This is a genomic window from Magnetospira thiophila (assembly GCF_054657015.1).
Map to the genome: position 1 here is coordinate 691,146 of NZ_BAAHXF010000001.1, position 18,182 is coordinate 709,327.

The following is an 18,182-nucleotide window of genomic DNA, read 5'->3' on the forward strand; positions in this document are numbered from 1 at the left end:
GCAATCCGTGGATATCGCAGCTTTCCAGCTCAACTCGCTGACCGGCGACTATATCCTGCACCATACGTCCCGGGCCGCCGAGCAATGGCGGCAACGCCACCGGAGTCTGGAGAAAATTCTCGCCTCGCCCGGCACCCTTGCCCGCACCGATCATCAGATGCTGGAGCGGATTGAACAATACCACGCCAAGGCGTTGATCCTGTTCGAGCGCACGCAAACGGTCCTCAACCGCATTCAGATGGACCCCGAAGGGCCGCTGACCTTCACCCCGGAACTGCGCAGTCTGGTCGGGCAGTTGCGGACGACCACCCAGGCCATCGCCACCCAATCGGTGCGCTTTTCCCAGCGCAGTTTTGCCCATCTGGATCTGGTCACCCAACAGCTCAACCTGCTGGTCATCGGACTGGTCATCGGCATGGTGCTGTTCACCGTGCTGATCTGGCTGTGGATCGGGCGGCGCGTCATCCGTCCCATCCAAAAACTTCAGGACGGCATCGAAATCTATGCCCGAAAGGACCCCGCATTCCGCTTCTTGGCAAACCGTCGGGACGAAATCGGGGAAGTGGAACGCACCTTCAACGCCCTGGCCGCCTCCCTGGCCGAGACAACCGTGTCCCGCGATTTGCTGCTGGAAGAGGTGGCGGAACGGCGGCGGGCCGAAAATGCCGTCGGTCTGGCCATGGAAAAGATCCAGCGCTCCAATACGGACCTGGAGCAATTCGCCTATGCCATTTCCCACGACCTTCAGGAACCCCTGCGCATGGTCCGCAGCTATGTCGGGTTGCTGGAGCGGCGCTGCGAGGGACAGATCGACCAGGATGGCCGGGAATTCATCACGTTTATCGTCGATGGGTCGGATCGTATGAAACGCATGATCACCGACCTGCTGGAATATTCACGCATCACCACCCGGGGTCAGGAGCCGGAACCGGTCTCCATGGATGAGGTTGTCTCGGAGGCGCGGCAGAACCTCCATCTGGCTTTTCAGGAATCGGGAGCGCAACTGTCCGTCGGGCCGCTGCCGCCGGTGATGGGCGACATGAGCCAGCTGGTGCGGCTGCTGCAAAACCTGCTCGGCAATGCGATCAAATATCGTGCGCCGGACCGGGTTCCCCTGCTGGCAATTGCCGCCCGGTACAGCGGGGAGATGATCGAATTTTCCGTCACCGACAACGGCATCGGCATCGACCCGCAATTTCACGAGATCATCTTCGGGGTGTTTCAACGCCTACATGACCGGGAAACCTACGACGGCACCGGCATCGGGCTGGCCGTCGCCCGGCGCATCGTCGAACGCCACGGGGGCAAGATCTGGCTTTCTTCAGGGGTTCCGGGGCGCACGGAATTCCTGTTCACCCTCAAGGCCGCCGCCATCGAAGACGACGCTAATCCATGAACTCCCCGCCGCCGTTGCTGTAGGTCACAACCATATTGGCGGCGCTGAAGTCTTCGGCCACATCCCCCCCTTGCAGATTGATCGTCGCAACTTGCGAGTAGGAGTTGGAGGTGCCGTAATACAGCGTACCCTGGGAACTTTCGGTGCCTTCGCTCATGAACAGAAAGATCGGAGACTCAACCTCGCCATAGCGCGGGGCTTCGCTGAACAGGGTCGGCAATTGAGCGACACTGACGCCCGATCCGGCGTTATAGAAAAAGCCCACGGATGAACCTTCGCCGCTCTGATAATTTCCTTCACCCCCGAACAAGAAAATGCTCGCGGAGGAGGTCAGGATCAGGTTGCTCCCCAGTTCAATCTGCAACAGGTCGTCATTCAGATCGAAGTCCAAGATCGTATCGCCGCCTTCGTCAACGATATCGTTGAGCAGATAGCTGAAGACGTCGTTGCCGTCGCCGCCGGTCATGGTATCGGCCCCGATCCCGCCGTAAAGTACGTCGTTGCCGCCCAAGCCGTCAATCACGTCATCCACATCGGAGCCGATCAGCACATCGTCGTCGGCGCTCCCGATCAGATCCAAAACCCCTTCGTTCACATCATAGTTGCCATGCAACTGAATGCTGTCGATCTCTTCCCAATCATTTAGGTTGGAATCAAGGTCTACATAGATCTTCAGTCCGGTGGTCAGGTAACTGGTCTCCTCCCAGGACACTTCGAAATCATAAGGCGTGCCGCTGGGGCTGGTGTCGGTTCCGCTCCAGACTGTATGAGAGACCCCGTTGATATCAATGGCGTCGATTTGCGTTACAAAGCCGTTGCCCAAGGTCTCGCGGATCGTCGCGCCGGTGGAATAGACCGGCATCTGGAATTGCACGGCGACAAAATCATCCGCTGCTGCGGTCCCATCACCATTTTCGTCCTCAGAGGACCAGGCCGTTGGGATATCTTCGTATTCGAAGGTGTTGGGAACGCCCAGGACCTGATAGGCCGCCCAATCATGGGTATCGTATTCGGAGCCAAAATCCAAAACCTTGGAAGCATATTGCGATAGGGCCACCGTTTCGAGGTCATCATTCGTTTCGGTTGTTTCGGTCGTTGTGAGGGGCGCTTCGCTCCGTGTTCCACCGGTCGTCCCGCTGCTATTAGCGGCCCCGGTGCCACCCGTTCCCGAAATTGTGCCTGTTCCGGTACCGGTGCCTGTCCCGGTGCCTGTGGTCAGACCATTGATAATATTCAGACCGTTATTGCCGGAGCCGCCGGTACCGCCGGTGTCGCCGGTATTACCCGCATCGCCACCGGCCGCCGTATCGAAACTGTCCAGACCATCGGTCAGCCCGTCGCCTTCCGTCAGATCCACTTTGTAGCCGAGCTTATCCTCGACCTCTTTCACGGCCTCTTCCAACTGCGCGGCGGCTTCTTGTTCCTGAGCTTCCAGTTCGGCGGCCCGTTCCTCGTCGCCCGCCTCACGGGCGGCAGCGGCCTCGGCGCGGATCTCGTTGACCCGATCCATCAGGCTCACGGCCTTCTCTTCCAGGGTCTTGGGCAGAAAGTTGGTGACCTGGGAGACGATGTTGGACACCTGCGCCGCATCCATTTGCAGCAGCGACGGGGTCGCCGAGGCGGAAGGCGTCCATTGCCAGCCGCCGCCGAAGCTGTTGATGGTGCCGAGCATGGCACCGGACGGGCTCATCAGCACGATTTCGCCGACCGTCTCGCCCTTCAGGGTGGTTTCCGGCAGGTTGACCGCCTGGATGGACTGGCCGTCGGTCTCCAGGAACACCTTGGTGCCCCGGATGCCAATGGTCGCCACCGGGGTCTTCACCACCATGGCGTCCTGGCCGAATTTGGCGATCTGGCCGGAGACGAAAGTCGCCGCGCCGGTCAGCAGGGCGAACGAGGCCGAGCCTTCCTGGCTGCCCGGATCATAAACCATTTCGTCGAGCACCATGCGCCCGCTGTCGCTCAGCGAGAATACCGAATTGTCGGCCAGCACGATGCCCACCGCGCCGTCGGCGGAGGTTTCGAGAATGTCGCCCTGGAACACCGAGTCGCCCTTGGCCAGCGTCTCTTTGGTGCCGTCGGCATGGGTCACGGTCACCGTGCCGTCCACCGTGTCCACCTGACCGATGGGTTCCTGACCCGTGGTCGCGGCCACTTCGACGGCCTGCGCCACCTGACCGGGGGCCAGCGGTCCGGCCAATTTCGCCGCCACACTGCCGGCAATCTCGGCCCCGTCGGGCGTGGTCAGGGTGGCCGGGGCGCCATGGGCGAAATAATCCACCAGGGTGACCTGCGCGCCATCGGACCCGGTCAGCACCAGGTCCGACCCTTCGCGGCCATAATCCGCCGTTGCCATGGGGAATTCCGCCGGCAGAACAATCTGTTCCGTTCCGGCGTCCACCGTCGCGGTCATCACGCTGCTGCCAGATGTCCCGCTGAAACCCGTGTCCATGATGTTCATGTCAGACCCCAATCCCTTGCCAAGCCTACCGCGCCCAAAGCGCGTCTCCCTATTCTGCGATGATAATAACGGAGGCGGACCGACCCCATAAGTGATAGCGGTCACTCCATGGACGAAAACCCTGCTATTTTCTTTGTATATTATAATAAGCTTATATCAACCATTTGATATATTTAGATAAATATAATATGAAAAAATCGCGTGAGCGACCCCTTGATTATCATGTATGGTCCGGCCCTCGGATTCACACGTCAAACCGTTCGCCATACAGGAACCCCTACGGATGTCCCGCCTGACCGATGAAGTGGCCCGCAGGCGCACTTTCGCCATCATTTCCCACCCGGATGCGGGGAAAACCACCCTGACCGAAAAGCTGTTGCTGTTCGGGGGGGCCATTCAGGCCGCCGGGGCGGTGAAGGCGCGCGGAGAGCAGCGCCGGGCGCGCTCCGACTGGATGAAAGTGGAACGGGAACGCGGCATTTCGGTCACCTCGGCGGTGATGACCTATGACTATGCCGGCAAGACCTTCAATCTGCTCGACACACCGGGTCACGAAGACTTTTCCGAGGATACCTACCGCACCCTGACAGCGGTGGATTCAGCGGTGATGGTGATCGACGGGGCCAAGGGCATTGAAAGCCAGACCCGCAAGCTGTTCGAGGTCTGTCGGTTGCGGGACATGCCGATCACCACCTTCGTCAACAAGATGGACCGGGAATCCCGCGACCCGTTCGATATTCTCGACGAGATTGAGCAGAACTTGGCCATCGAGGTCACCCCGGCCAGTTGGCCCATCGGCATGGGGCGGCATTTCCTCGGCGTCTATGACCTGATCCATGACCAGTTGATCCTGATGCACCGGACCACCCGCGACGGCATGCCGATGGAAGGCGAGCCCTGTACCGGCCTCGACGATCCCAAGCTCGACACCCTGCTGCCCGCAGAGGCTGTCGCCACCCTGCGCGAACAGGTGGAAATGGCGCGAGGCCTGTGTCCGGAATTCGATCCACAGGCCTATCTGGACGGCAATATGACGCCGGTCTATTTCGGCAGTGCCATCAATACCTTTGGGGTGCGCGAACTGCTCGATGGGCTGGTCACCACGGCCCCGCCGCCGCGTCCGGCCCCGGCCGGGGCGCGCCAAGTACGCCCGGACGAGGAAAAAGTCAGCGGTTTTGTTTTCAAGATCCAGGCCAACATGGACCCCAAGCACCGGGACCGCATTGCCTTTGTGCGGCTCTGTTCGGGACATTTCAAGCGGGCCATGAAACTTAAGCATCCGCGTTCGGGCAAGATTCTCAATATCCACAATCCGCTGCTGTTCCTGGCCCAGGATCGGGAACTGGCGGAAGAAGCCTGGCCCGGCGACATCATCGGCATTCCCAACTACGGCAACCTGCGCATCGGCGATGCCCTGACCGAGGGCGAGGACCTGCGCTTCACCGGCATTCCCAGTTTTGCCCCGGAACTGTTGCAGACCGTCCGTTCCAAAGACCCGTTGAAGGCCAAGCATCTGGGCAAGGCATTGCAGCAACTGGCCGAGGAAGGCGCGGCCAGTGTGGTCAAGCCGATGATCGGGGCCGACTGGATCGTCGGCGTGGTCGGTGCCCTGCAATTCGAGGTGCTGGCCGACCGCATCCGCACCGAATATGATCTGGATGTATTGTTCGAACCGACCTCGCTCTATACCGCCCGCTGGGTATCGGCGGCCACGGATTTGGTGCTGAAGGGCTTCATTGACGCCAATCGCGGCAGTCTGGGCGAAGATCACGACGGCGACCCGGTGTTCCTGGCCCGCAACGCCTGGCACCTGAACAAGGCGCAGGAGGACTACCCGAAAGTCGCCTTCGCCAAGACCAAGGAACATATGGAAGGAGGGTCCGCCCCATGAGTGGTGATTTCGAACTGCATGAGAAACTGGCCGCCGACACCATGGCCCTGGGACAGATGATGCTGTCCGACGTGCGCATCATGAACGACCGGCGCTTTCCCTGGCTGGTGCTGATCCCGCGGCGCGGCGGCCTGTCTGGCCTGCACCACCTGGAACGCACCGACCACATGCTGATCATGCAGGAAGTCGCCAAGCTGTCGAAGCTGCTCGAAGGGCTGTTCGACTGCGACCGCATCAATGTGGGCGCGCTGGGCAACATTGTGCCGCAACTGCATGTGCATGTGGTGGCCCGCCGCCAGGGCGATGCCGCCTGGCCTGGCCCGGTATGGGGCGCGGGCCAGCCGGAACCCTATGGCGCCGACGATCCGATGCTGCAAAAAATCCGCGCCGCCTTCGAGGATCTGTAAGCGACCGATGGCCGATCCGACCCCCGAAGAACGTGCCGATTTCGTGGTCCGCCTCTTGGAGGACCAGATCCGTGACGCCAAACAGGCTTCGGTGCAGGGCATGTCCTTTCGCAAGTGGCAGCAGATCGCCCGGGTGGAAATCGCGCTTGCCATCGCCGACGCGGAACGCAAACTGCGCACCGGCGAGAAGATCAAACTCTATCTGGTGGTGACCCTGGCCACCGCCATGGTGACCATCGGCTTCTGGGGCGTGGTGATCTCGCGCACGGATATGTTCAATACCTTTGCCGCCGTCATCATGGGGCTGTCGGGTCTGGTGATCTTCGCCATCGTGCTGGGCCTGTTGACCCATGCCGCCGTCAAGCGGTGGGAGACCAACAACCGGCATCGGGACTGGAGCGGCGTACTCGAACTCAGCCGCCGCATCCAGATTCTGCGCCTCAAGCTGGAAAAAGAGGAAGAGAAGCTCGAGGAAGAATTGAACAAGTCATAGCCAACCGCCCTACCCGCATTTGGAATAGCCGCAGGAGGTGCAGCTATCGCAGCCTTCCTGCTTGATCAAGGTGGGCTGATTGCATTTGGGGCAGTGGCGGGCGCGGATTTTGGGGCGAGAGTCCTCAACCCGTTCCTTGCTCTCACCGGACCGACTGTCGGTGCCGGTCATCTGAACCACCTGCGCTTGATGTTCCGTCTCGGGAGTGAGGCTTTCCGGTCGGCCCATGAAGCCGATGGCGATCATGTGTTGCTCGATGACCTCGCCGATGGCGGCCAGCAGCGAGGGAATGTAGCGTCCGCCCATCCAGTGGCCGCCGCGCGGATCGAACACGTTTTTCAATTCCTCGACCACGAACGACACGTCGCCGCCGCGCCGGAACACCGCCGAGATCATCCGCGTCAGGGCGACGGTCCAGGCATAATGCTCGGTATTCTTGGAATTGATGAATACCTCGAACGGCCGCCGCCGCCCCATGTCGTCGATCAGGTCGTTCAGGGTGACGTAAATGGCATGGTCGCTTTCCGGCCAGCGGAGTTTGTAAGTCGCTCCGGGCAGGGCCTCCGGGCGGTCCAGAGGCTTGAACATCTGATGCACCTTGGCCCCCTGATCGCCGGTGTTTTTGGAATGGGCGCGGGCGGCCGGTCGTTCCAACGGCAATTCCGGTTGATCGCCGATGCTTCCCTTGGTCTTCGGCAGGGATTTTTTATCGGGCGTGGTTTGCAGCACCGAGCCGGTGACGTCGTTGGGCCGATAGGTGGTGCAGCCCTTGCAGCCCAACTCATAGGCCTGTTGATAGACGTCTTTGAACGACTCGAAGGGCATGTCCTCGGGCACGTTGATGGTCTTGGAGATGGAGGAATCCACATGCTTCTGCACCGCCGACTGCATGACCAGATGGTCCGACGGGCTGAGTCCCTGGGCATCGACGAAGTAATCGGGCAGCGGTCCCTCGCCTTTCAGGCGGCGGTACAGACGATAGGCATAATCGCTGACCTGTTCTTCCTTGCGCGAGCCGTCGGGCATCAGCACGTTGCGCGAATAGGTGAAGGAGAACACCGGCTCCAATCCCGAAGACACATTGTCGGCGAGCAGGGAGATGGTCCCCGTGGGCGCGATGGAGGTCAGCAGGGCGTTGCGGATGCCCTTGTCGGCGATGCCCTGGCGCACCTCGGCGTCCAGTTGTTTGACCGTCTCGCCGTTGAGATAGCGTTCGGCGTCGAACAGCGGAAAGGCCCCTTTCTCCCAGGACAGATCCACCGAAGCCAGATAGGCGGTGCGTTCGATGGTCGCCATCCAGGATTCGACCAGTTGCACCGCCCGCCGTCCGCCATAGCGCGCCCGGCACAGAATCAGCGCATCGGCCAGTCCGGTCACCCCGAGTCCGATACGGCGCTTGGCCTGGGCTTCTTGTTGCTGCTGCGGCAACGGAAAGCCCGACAGGTCGATGATATCATCGAGAAACCGCACCGCGACACGCACGGTCTGTTGCAACGCCTCCAGGTCGAGGGTGGCATTCTCTTCAAACGGATTTTGGACGAAGCGGGCCAGATTGATCGACCCCAGCAGACAGGCCCCATAGGGCGGCAACGGCTGTTCACCGCAATTGTGGACGTAAAGGCCGTTGGCGTCAAAGGCATGGACCCCCGGGATTTGAACATCGTACACATCGGTCGTTGGGGCCGGATCGAGAGACGCGACTTCGGCAACGAAAGTTTCCCTGTTCAGCGCCCTTTTATAGCCGGACAAGGCCTGATCCAACCGCCCGCGTTTGTCCGAATCGCAAAATCCGATGCGCGATTGAAAGCGCACCATGTTGGCTCGGGAAATGACCAATTCATGATTTGCCTTGCAGTCGTAGGAAGACAGCCCGCCATGACCGTTGGGAAGCGGTCGCGGGGTCGCCGGTCGTCGGCCTCGATACAGAGTGGAGGCGATGCCCAGGCGCAGCAACATCCGTTGTGCCGCTTCCAGGGTTTCCAGGTTGCTCTGGCTGAGACGGATGCTGACGCCTTTTTCCTGGTCGCCCTGAACGGACCCGTCCGCATCGAACAACCCGCGCAAGACTCCGCAATGGAAGGCGGAAGATTCGCGCTCCATCGCCGGAGTAATGGCTTTGTGTCCCGGTGCCATGCCCAAGCCCACGGCCAGGGATTTGAGCGCCCCCGTTGCCATTCGGTATTCTCCACGGCCCGGAACCGCCAACCAGCCTCTGAAATCCGAACGATGGGGGAGGCTCCGAGCGGCACTTTCCGCCCGTTCCATGACCTCGGCCACGCCGGGGCGCTCATGGCTCCCGTTGCAGGCCAGGGCACCCGGCCAGCAAGACAGAACGGCCTTGTCCGACTTCAGGGTTCCATCGCCGAGCAGCAGTCCGATCAGGTAGCCCTCCGCCTCGCCAAGGGTTCCCGGCCAGTTGACGTGATCGCCATGGTCATGCAGCAAAACCAGATCCCCCGGCACCAGATCCCCGGCCTTCGTCCAGCATGTTTCCTTCCGCCAGCGGGTGTTCACCGTGACGCGACGGACCAGATGATCGGCGGTCAATCTGAGCCGGTAGCCTTGCTTCAATTGCAGGTCGAACGTTTCCTTGGTGCCGGTCCGGAAAAAACCGGCGGGAGCGGACGCATGGGCTTGGCCATCGACCAAGGCCTCGAACGGCTGACCGATTAACTCACCGACCTGACGGGGACCGGCGGTGGTCTGAACCCACGTATCACCGGTGACGCAGGGATTGGTCGCCTGGATGGATTCGCAATAGGACAAGTTGTTGAGCCGGTTGATGCGGTCGATGAAGATGACGCCGGGCTCGGCGAAATCGTAGGTCGCCCGCATGATCTTGTCCCACAATTCGGCGGCGGGCAGGGTCTTGTAGACCGTGCCGTTGAATTGCAGGTCCCAGGAGGCCCGGTCGCGCACCGCCTCCATGAAGGCGTCGGAGACCAGCACCGAGAGATTGAACATGCGCAGGCGGCCCGGCGTGCGCTTGGCCTCGATGAAGGCTTCGATGTCCGGGTGATCGCAGCGCAAGGTCGCCATCATCGCCCCGCGCCGCGACCCGGCGCTCATGATGGTGCGGCACATGGCGTCCCACACGTCCATGAACGACAGCGGCCCCGAGGCATCGGCCCCGACCCCCTTGACCAGGGCGCCCTTGGGTCGCAGGGTGGAGAAATCATAGCCGATGCCGCCCCCTTGCTGCATGGTCAGGGCGGCCTCGCGCAGGGACTCGAAAATGCCCGACATGTCGTCCGGCACGGTGCCCATGACGAAGCAGTTGAACAGGGTCACCTGACGGGCGCTGCCCGCCCCGGCGACGATGCGACCGGCGGGCAGAAAGCGGAAATCTTCCAATATCTGACGGAATTGCGGCTCCCAGACGTCGGGCTCGGCTTCTGTTTCCGCCACCGCACGGGCAATGCGGGCCCAACTCTCGCCGATGGTTTTATCCACAGGCCGCCCTTCGGCATCCTTGAGGCGGTACTTCATGTCCCAGATTTGCTGGGAAATGGGGGCGATGGGGGGCTCTGCGGTCATGGGGCTTCGAAGTCCTGTTGCCGTCAATCTGATTCTAGAGGAGCAGAGGCACGATGCACATTTGAATTATTCCGCCAAATTCAAGCCTGTCCCTATGAAAAGGCTATGCCCCGACGGCCCCGGGGTCAAGGGTGATGTTCTTATTATGTTTCAACAGAATTCTCCCCTGTTGTGCGGCAAGGCAAGCGCTTGGCGCAACAGGGCAAATGTGACTCCTCCCCGGGATTCACAGGGCCGCCGTTTTTTGCTCCACATCGTTATCCACAGGTAGGGGGCGTTCGGACTCGGCGATCAGCCGCGCGGTGGCGGTCTCAATGCGCCGTTCCAACTCGGCCATGAACGGCTTGCGCTTCATCCCGGCAGGCATGGGGGGCAGGATCTCCATGACCACGGTGCCGGGATAGCGCATAAACGTTCGACGTCCCCAGAACAGCCCGGAATTGATCGCCACCGGCACCACCGGCTGTTCGATGGCCCCATAGATGGCGGCAACTCCCGGCTGATAGGGCTGAAAGACCCCTGGGGTGGTGCGGGTGCCCTCGGGGAAAATGATCACCTGCCGTCCCAACGTCATGCGGTCCTTGACGTCCTGCACCAGCTTTTTCAATGCCGACGCCCCGGCATTGCGATCGACCGCAATGGCCCCGGCCTTCATGGAACAGGTGCCCCACAGGGGAATCCGGGTCAGCTCGATTTTCAGTACATAATTGGGGTCGGGCAGGAACAGGTAGAAGGCGAAGGTGTCCCAGGCCGATTGGTGCTTGCAGGCGATGACGCAGGGACCAGCGGGAAGGTTTTCCATGCCGCGCAGCTCGAAACGGATACCGGCGATCCAGCGCATGGCCCAGCGCAGGGCCCTGGCCCACCATTTGGTGATCCACTGAATGGCCGGTTGCGGAAACGGCACCGACATATACATGATCAGCACCGCCAGCGCCTGAACGACGACGAAAAAGATATTGAACACCAAAGATCGCAGAATTCTCATGGTGCCTCCTCCAGGGGGCGATAGGCCAGACGCTGCAAGAACAGGCGCAGATGGGCCAGCAGATATTTATTGTATTCGCCGATGATCAGCTTTGCCGTGCCCGGCCACATCCACCAGTGGTCCTGTTTGACCTGATCGGGAAAAACCGCATGGGGGATCAGCGTCAAGCCGGGCAGCGTATGATGAAATTCGAGCAGGGTGCGCGGCATGTGATAGCTGGCGGTGACCACACGTAGCGAGGTGACGCCGTTGGCCTTGGCCCATTCGGCGGTTTCGGTGGCGTTGCCGATGGTATCGCGCGCCCCGTGACCCAATTCGATGCAGCAAGCCAGGGCCTCGGGCGTCTGACGGGACAGACTGAGCAGTTGTTGCACATCGACACCGCGATAGACTCCCGAGACGAACAGTTTTTTCGCCCGACCGGCGGCCAGCAGGTCAAGCCCCGCCCCCAGACGGTCGCTGCCGCCGGTCAGCACGACGATGGCATCGGTGGGGGTGTCGGGCTGTTCCGGAGCCTCGGGGAGTTGACCGGCGAACCAGAGCAACCCGCCGCTCCAGGGAGTCAGCAATATCACCGCCAGCACCAGCAGACCCTTCAGGCCGCCCCTTTCCGGTTTGCGTGAATAGTTCGATCGTCTCATGGGCCGTCAAAACATGTGTCTCAGGGTGGAAAGGACCGTGCGATGGGCGGCGATCATGGCAGTCACGCCGGAAACCAGGGGCAAAGCGGCGATCAGCCCCATATCAAGACCGGACAGCACAAGATCCGGCAGCATCCGCTCGCCCAGATGGGCCGCCAGTTGGCCTAGCCCCCACAGGGTCGGGGCGGCCAGGACAAGGCCGATCAGACCACCCTTGATACCCAACATCAAGGCCCGTTCGGCGAACTGGCGGGCGATATAGGAATCCTGGGCGCCGGTCAGATGCAGCACCTCGATCACGTCTTGATGGATGGCCAGTCCGGTGCGGGTGGCAAAAACGATGGTCGCCACCATGGCCAGACCGATCAGGGCGACCACCACGGTGGCCACACCTTCCACCGTGCGCATCAGGTTGATCAGCCGATTGAGCCAGACCTGATGATCGTCCACCGTCGCCCCGGGGACCTTCTCGGCAATGCCGAGGGCCAGATCCTCGACCTTGAGCGCCGTGTGATCGGCCAGCTTGACGTCGATGAGCTGCGGCAACGGCAGATCCCCCAGGGACTCCGGCGGCCCCAGCCAGGGAGCAAGCAACTGCAGCAGGCTCGCCTTATCGAGCACTTGAACCTGCACCACATCGGGCAGATCGGCCAGCATGCGGCGCACGGTATCGACCCGACGATTGGTCTCGGCGACTTTTTCCGCCGCCGGAATCTGAATGGTCAGGGTGGCTTCGACACCTTGGTCCCAACGTCCGGCGATCCGCTCCAGGGTCAGCGACCCGGCCAGGGCAAGGGCCGACAGAAACACCATGAAGGCGATCAGCCAGGGCAGAAAACGTCCGCTGCCATCCATGTCCAGGGGCAGGTCGGTGCGCCGGACGCCCATCTCAACGACCTCCCGGGCGGCGCACCATCGCATCCTGGGCGGTGGTGAAATCCAGATGGCCGATCTCCAGCCGAATGACCGGATAGCTGCGGCTGCGGATGAGATTTTCGTTGTGGGTGGCGACCACCACGGTGGTACCCAGGCGGTTCAATTCCTCGAACAGATGGACTAATCGTTCGGCAATGCGGTCATCCACGTTGCCGGTCGGTTCGTCGGCCAGCAACAGGCGGGGCCGGGCAATGACGGCGCGGGCGATGGCCACCCGTTGCTGCTGGCCGCCCGACAGGGTCGGCGGTCGGGCTTTCATGTGATCCTGCAATCCGACCCAGGCCAGCAGTTCTTCCACATGGCGACGCACCTCCACTTCGCGAATACCGGCGACGCGCAGGGGCAAGGCCACGTTATCGAAAGTGCTCAGATGCTTGAGCAAACGGAATTCCTGAAACACCACGCCGATGCGGCGGCGCAATTCGGGCATTTTATCGCGCGGCGTGGTGGCCACGTCCCGATCAAACAAAGTGATCAGTCCGCGCGAGGGTTGCAGGGCCAGATACATGAGCTTGAGCAGCGACGACTTGCCCGCCCCGCTGGGGCCGACGAGAAAATGAAAAGATCCGGCGTCGAGAGTGAAAGACAGGTCCTGCAACACTTCCGGACCGAGGCCATAGCGTAGTCCGACATTCTCGAACCGCACCACTTTTTCACCGCTGGGGTGCATCTTTTTCGCCTGTATTTCCATATTTGCGGGCCACCTCGCGCTGCCCCGCACTTTCGCACGCTCGGGGCGTCCCGTCCAGGGGGCAGGGGTTGGTTTCAGAAAGCCTCGCAGCGTCTTGCCTTTGTTCGTTTAAAAGCCTATAAGGATTGGAAACTTAGGAAGGTTTTCGCGCTCGATGATTATTTCTTGTCCCAATTGTTCAACAAGCTATTCCATCGACGTGGCGACGCTGGGCGCGGAAGGCCGCACGGTGCGCTGCTCCAATTGCGGCCACAACTGGCACCAGTCGCCGCAGGAGGCCCATCGCCCCGCGCCGCCGCCGCCGCCGCGACCGCCTGAACAGGCCTATCCCGGCTATCCGCCGCAGGGGGCCTACGCCCCCCCCTACTATCCGCCGCCGCCCGGGGCCTATTATCCGCCCCCCGGCGGATATCCGCCTCCTTATGGAATGCCGGGGCCGTTTCCGGGGCAGATGCCCGGTCAGATGATGCCTGGGCAGATGATGCCGGAGCCCGTGCCGGAGCCGGAAGAAGAGGACGAGATTTCCTTCAGTCTGCCCGAAGAGAGCGCTCCGGAGCCGAAACAGCCGCCGGTCAAGCAGGCGCCGCCCCCTCCGGAGCCGGAACCCGAACCGGAGCCGGAGCCCGAGCCCGAGCCGGAACCGGAGCCCGAGGAGATGCCCGAGGAACTGGCCAACGTGCCGGACCCCGAGCCCATGTCGTCATTTGCGGATGCTGACGAAGAGGATGACGAGGGCGGCGATTTCGAAGAATTTGAAAAAATGCCGGATCCGGAGCCCATTCCGCAGGTCTTCACCAGCGATCTGTCCAAACCCGAAAAGACGTCGAAGGGGGGCGGCGGAGCCCTGCGCGCTGTGCTCATTCTGGTGGCCGTGCTGATGGTCGCGGGGGGCATGGGGGCCTATTTCTTCCAGGACAAACTGGGCGATGTGATGCCGGGCTCCGAGGGTCTGTTCGAGGGCATGGCCGGAGAGGAAGAACTCGGCGCGGGACTGGAGATCCAGGATACCCGGACCGAATTCGGCGACGAGGGCGGTGTCCAGGTGATGGTCGTCCGCGGCGAGATCGTCAACGTCTCGGAAAAGCCGCGCAAGGTCCCCAACATTAAGCTCTCGCTGGTCGATGGGGCGGGCGCGGAAGTCTCCAGCATGGTGATCAAACCGGCGCAGGAGGAAGTCAGCCCGGGCGGCAAGCAGCGCTTCAAGGCGGTGCTGCGCGACCTGAGCGCCGACGCCCAACGGCTGGAAGTGCTGTTCACCAAGGACCCGGCCGCGCCAACACCCTAGGGGATAAAATCCAACACAGAGTCCCTGTGCGATCTGTTTTTCCGATTTCCCGGCGAGAGAGATTGCGCGGGTGATTCCGGAGTGAAGTCGAAGAAGATGGGTCGTGCTTTCTCCCCCCCCTTTATCCCGTTAGGACTGGCGCATGAAGTTCCGCTTCCCCATTGTCATCATTGATGAGGATTTTCGCTCAGAGAACTCATCGGGTTCAGGCATTCGCGCCATGGCGCAAGCCATCGAGAACGAAGGGTTCGATGTGCTTGGGGTGACCAGCTATGGCGACCTGTCGCAATTCGCGCAGCAGCAGTCGCGGGCCAGCGCCTTCGTCCTGTCCATTGACGACGAAGAGTTTACGCCCGGCCCCGACCTCGATCCGGCGGTGCTGAACCTACGCACGTTCATCGAGGAGGTGCGCTGGAAGAACGCCGACGTGCCGATTTACGTCTATGGCGAAACCAAGACCAGCCGCCACCTGCCCAACGATATTTTGCGCGAGTTGCACGGCTTCATCCACATGTTCGAGGACACGCCGGAATTCGTGGCGCGCCACATCATACGCGAGGCCAAGAGTTATCTCGAAGGCATTCAGCCGCCGTTTTTCAGGGCGCTCCTCGACTATGCCGAGGACGGCTCGTATTCCTGGCACTGCCCCGGGCACTCGGGGGGCGTCGCTTTCCTGAAAAGTCCGATCGGCCAGATGTATCACCAGTTCTATGGCGAGAACATGCTGCGGGCCGACGTCTGCAACGCCGTCGAGGAATTGGGTCAACTGCTGGACCACAATGGCGCCATCGGGGCCTCCGAACGCAATGCCGCGCGTATTTTCAATGCCGATCACTGCTTTTTCGTGACCAACGGCACATCGACCTCCAACAAGATGGTCTGGCACCATACGGTCGCGCCTGGCGACGTGGTGATCGTCGACCGCAATTGCCACAAGTCGATCCTGCATTCGATCATTCTGACGGGAGCGGTCCCGGTTTTTCTGAAGCCGACCCGCAACCACTACGGCATCATCGGCCCCATTCCGCGGGCCGAGTTCGAGGTCGAGGCGATCAAGGCCAAGATCCGCGACAATCCCCTGCTGGGTGACGAAGCCGATTCCGTCAAGCCGCGCATCCTGACGCTGACCCAATCCACCTATGACGGGGTGCTCTACAACACCGAAACCATCAAGGGCCTGCTCGACGGCTATGTGGACAACCTGCATTTCGACGAGGCCTGGCTGCCCCATGCGGCCTTCCACCCGTTCTACGGCACGTTCCATGCCATGGGTCGCAAGCGCGGGCGCACCAAGCATTCGGTTACCTACGCCACCCAGTCGATCCACAAGCTGCTGGCCGGCATCAGTCAGGCCAGCCACGTGCTGGTGCAAAACAGCCAGGACACCAAGCTGGACCGGCATCTGTTCAACGAAGCCTATCTCATCCATACCTCGACCAGCCCGCAATACAGCATCATTGCCAGTTGCGACGTCGCGGCCGCCATGATGGAGCCCCCGGGCGGCACCGCGCTGGTCGAAGAGAGCATTGCCGAAGCGCTCGATTTCCGGCGCGCAATGCGCAAAGTCGACGAGGAATTCGGCACCGATTGGTGGTTTCAGGTCTGGGGTCCGGACGCACTGGTCGACGAAGGCATCGGGCGCGCCGAGGATTGGGTGCTCAGACGCACGGATGCCGACGGCGTGCATTCCTCCGATGGCGAAGATTCCTGGCATGGCTTCGGCGACATGGCCCCCGGCTTCAATATGCTCGACCCGATCAAGGCCACCATCATCACGCCGGGCCTGAAGATGGACGGCCTGTTCCAGGACCTCGGCATTCCCGCCTCGATCGTGACCAAATATCTGGCCGAGCACGGCGTGGTGGTGGAAAAGACCGGCCTCTACAGCTTCTTCATCATGTTCACCATCGGCATCACCAAGGGCCGCTGGAATTCGCTGCTGACCGCACTGCAACAGTTCAAGGACGACTACGCCAAGAACCATCCCATGTGGCGTATCATGCCCGAGTTCTGCGTCAAACAGCCGCGCTATGAGCAGGTGGGGCTGCGCGATCTCTGTCAGCATGTGCATGCGCTCTATGCCAAATACGATGTTGCCGTGCTGTCCACCGACATGTACCTGAGCGATCTGACTCCCGCCCTGAAACCCAGCGACGCCTTTGCCCATATCGCGCAACGAACGACGCAGCGGGTACCGATCGACGATTTGGAAGGCCGCATCACGACCAGCCTTGTGACGCCCTATCCGCCAGGCATTCCGTTGCTGATCCCGGGCGAGGTGTTCAACCGAAAAATCGTCGAATACCTGAAATTCAACCGCGACTTCGCCCGCGAATGCCCAGGTTTCGAATCCGATATCCATGGCATCGTGCAGGAAGTCGGGCTGGATGGTCAGGTGCACTACTTCGCGGACTGCGTGGCGGCGTAGCGCCAAAACCCGCCTGTTACGCCGCATCGCTCAGGGTTCCGTCGCTGCTGGCGGAAGCGGGGAGGGCCGCCAGAAGGGTCTGTCGCGACTGGGATATTCCAGATCGGGATTCACGCGGCTCGGCCTCACCAAGGGACGGAAATTATCAGGCAATTTTCACGCCAGAAATGGGGTGCGGGATCACCCTGCTGAGACATTGACAGTTTTCCGACATCGCCGTATTGTGCAGGTGCGAAATAACAACGTTGAAATCAATCCATAAGGGGCTCGGGGCGTTCATGAAAGTTCTGGTCGCGATCAAGCGGGTCGTCGACTACAACGTCCGTATCCGTGTTAAAACGGATGGGACGGGAGTCGAAACCGCCAACGTCAAAATGTCGATGAATCCATTCGACGAAATCGCCGTCGAGGAGGCCGTGCGGCTTAAAGAAGCGGGCACGGCCAGCGAAGTCATCGCCGTTTCCATGGGCGTCAAGCAATGTCAGGAAACCTTGCGCACGGCGCTGGCCATGGGGGCCGACCGGGGACTGCATGTGCTGACCGACGACGACTTGCAGCCGCTGGCCGTGGCCAAGCTGCTCAAGGCGCTGGTGGAACGGGAAAACCCGGACCTGGTGCTGCTCGGCAAACAAGCCATTGATGACGATTCCAATCAGACCGGACAGATGCTGGCTGCCTTGCTCGGTTGGCCGCAGGGTACGTTCGCCTCGAAGCTGGTGCTGGCCGATGGGACGGCCCAGGTCACCCGTGAAATCGACGGCGGCCTGGAAACCCTGGCCCTGACCCTGCCCTGTGTGGTGACCACCGATTTGCGACTCAACGAACCGCGTTATGCCACGTTGCCCAACATCATGAAGGCGAAGAAGAAGCCCATCGAGGACGTCACACCCGCCGACCTGGGCGTCGATGCGGCACCACGCCTGGAAATCCTGTCGGTGGCCGAACCGGCGAAGCGGCAGGCCGGGGTGATGGTTGACGACGTGGCCGGGTTGGTGGACAAATTGAAAAACGAAGCGAAGGTGATTTGA

Annotated in this window: 13 protein-coding genes; 7 read left to right on the top strand and 6 right to left on the bottom strand. The window is 61.4% G+C overall.

The features are described 5' to 3' along the window. The first annotated feature begins 7 nt into the window (after positions 1–7). Complete coding sequence (locus tag ACYQ1P_RS03315; protein WP_460018956.1) at positions 8–1,396, top strand: sensor histidine kinase; 1,389 nt, start codon at positions 8–10, stop codon at positions 1,394–1,396. Here ACYQ1P_RS03315 and ACYQ1P_RS03320 read toward each other — a convergent pair. After that, entirely contained in the window at positions 1,386–3,857 is a 2,472-nt protein-coding gene (locus tag ACYQ1P_RS03320; protein ID WP_460018957.1) for a FecR domain-containing protein, read from the bottom strand. The two genes, ACYQ1P_RS03315 and ACYQ1P_RS03320, sit on opposite strands and share 11 nt — an antisense overlap. 283 nt (positions 3,858–4,140) lie before the next feature. Between ACYQ1P_RS03320 and ACYQ1P_RS03325 the strand changes: the two genes are divergently transcribed. Genes ACYQ1P_RS03325 through ACYQ1P_RS03335 form a run of 3 tightly spaced genes read left to right on the top strand, consistent with a single transcriptional unit; the run spans position 4,141 to position 6,648 of the window. Then, the gene (locus ACYQ1P_RS03325; protein ID WP_460018958.1) at positions 4,141–5,748 is read left to right on the top strand and encodes a peptide chain release factor 3; all 1,608 of its coding nucleotides are present in this window, start codon (positions 4,141–4,143) and stop codon (positions 5,746–5,748) included. Beyond that, entirely contained in the window at positions 5,745–6,155 is a 411-nt protein-coding gene (locus ACYQ1P_RS03330; protein ID WP_460018959.1) for an HIT domain-containing protein, read from the top strand. Before ACYQ1P_RS03325 ends, ACYQ1P_RS03330 begins: the two co-directional genes overlap by 4 nt. A gap of 7 nt (positions 6,156–6,162) precedes the next feature. Next, positions 6,163–6,648, top strand: coding sequence for a hypothetical protein (locus tag ACYQ1P_RS03335; protein ID WP_460018960.1), 486 nt, complete (start codon positions 6,163–6,165; stop codon positions 6,646–6,648). Between the two features lie 9 nt (positions 6,649–6,657). On the opposite strand, the gene ACYQ1P_RS03340 is transcribed toward ACYQ1P_RS03335, so the two are convergent. The 5 genes from ACYQ1P_RS03340 to ftsE form a co-directional block, all read right to left on the bottom strand. Continuing rightward, positions 6,658–10,185, bottom strand: a complete 3,528-nt coding sequence (locus ACYQ1P_RS03340) for an LAGLIDADG family homing endonuclease (RefSeq protein ID WP_460018961.1) — start codon at positions 10,183–10,185, stop codon at positions 6,658–6,660. 226 nt (positions 10,186–10,411) lie between these two features. Further along, positions 10,412–11,173, bottom strand: coding sequence for a lysophospholipid acyltransferase family protein (locus ACYQ1P_RS03345; protein ID WP_460018962.1), 762 nt, complete (start codon positions 11,171–11,173; stop codon positions 10,412–10,414). Then, on the bottom strand, positions 11,170–11,814 hold the full coding sequence (locus ACYQ1P_RS03350; protein ID WP_460018963.1) for a YdcF family protein: 645 nt from the start codon (positions 11,812–11,814) through the stop codon (positions 11,170–11,172). Before ACYQ1P_RS03350 ends, ACYQ1P_RS03345 begins: the two co-directional genes overlap by 4 nt. Positions 11,815–11,820: 6 nt before the next feature. Continuing rightward, complete coding sequence (locus ACYQ1P_RS03355) at positions 11,821–12,702, bottom strand: cell division protein FtsX (RefSeq protein ID WP_460018964.1); 882 nt, start codon at positions 12,700–12,702, stop codon at positions 11,821–11,823. 1 nt (position 12,703) lies between these two features. After that, positions 12,704–13,441, bottom strand: coding sequence for a cell division ATP-binding protein FtsE (gene ftsE / locus ACYQ1P_RS03360; RefSeq protein WP_460018965.1), 738 nt, complete (start codon positions 13,439–13,441; stop codon positions 12,704–12,706). Between the two features lie 154 nt (positions 13,442–13,595). Here ftsE and ACYQ1P_RS03365 point away from each other — a divergent pair, with 154 nt between their 5' ends. From ACYQ1P_RS03365 to ACYQ1P_RS03375, 3 genes are all read left to right on the top strand, one after another. After that, positions 13,596–14,726, top strand: coding sequence for an MJ0042-type zinc finger domain-containing protein (locus ACYQ1P_RS03365; RefSeq protein ID WP_460018966.1), 1,131 nt, complete (start codon positions 13,596–13,598; stop codon positions 14,724–14,726). A 142-nt stretch (positions 14,727–14,868) separates the two neighbouring features. Beyond that, a complete protein-coding gene (locus ACYQ1P_RS03370) occupies positions 14,869–17,154 on the top strand; it encodes an Orn/Lys/Arg family decarboxylase (protein WP_460018967.1) in 2,286 nt (761 codons plus the stop codon). A gap of 278 nt (positions 17,155–17,432) precedes the next feature. Next, positions 17,433–18,182, top strand: coding sequence for an electron transfer flavoprotein subunit beta/FixA family protein (locus ACYQ1P_RS03375; RefSeq protein WP_460018968.1), 750 nt, complete (start codon positions 17,433–17,435; stop codon positions 18,180–18,182).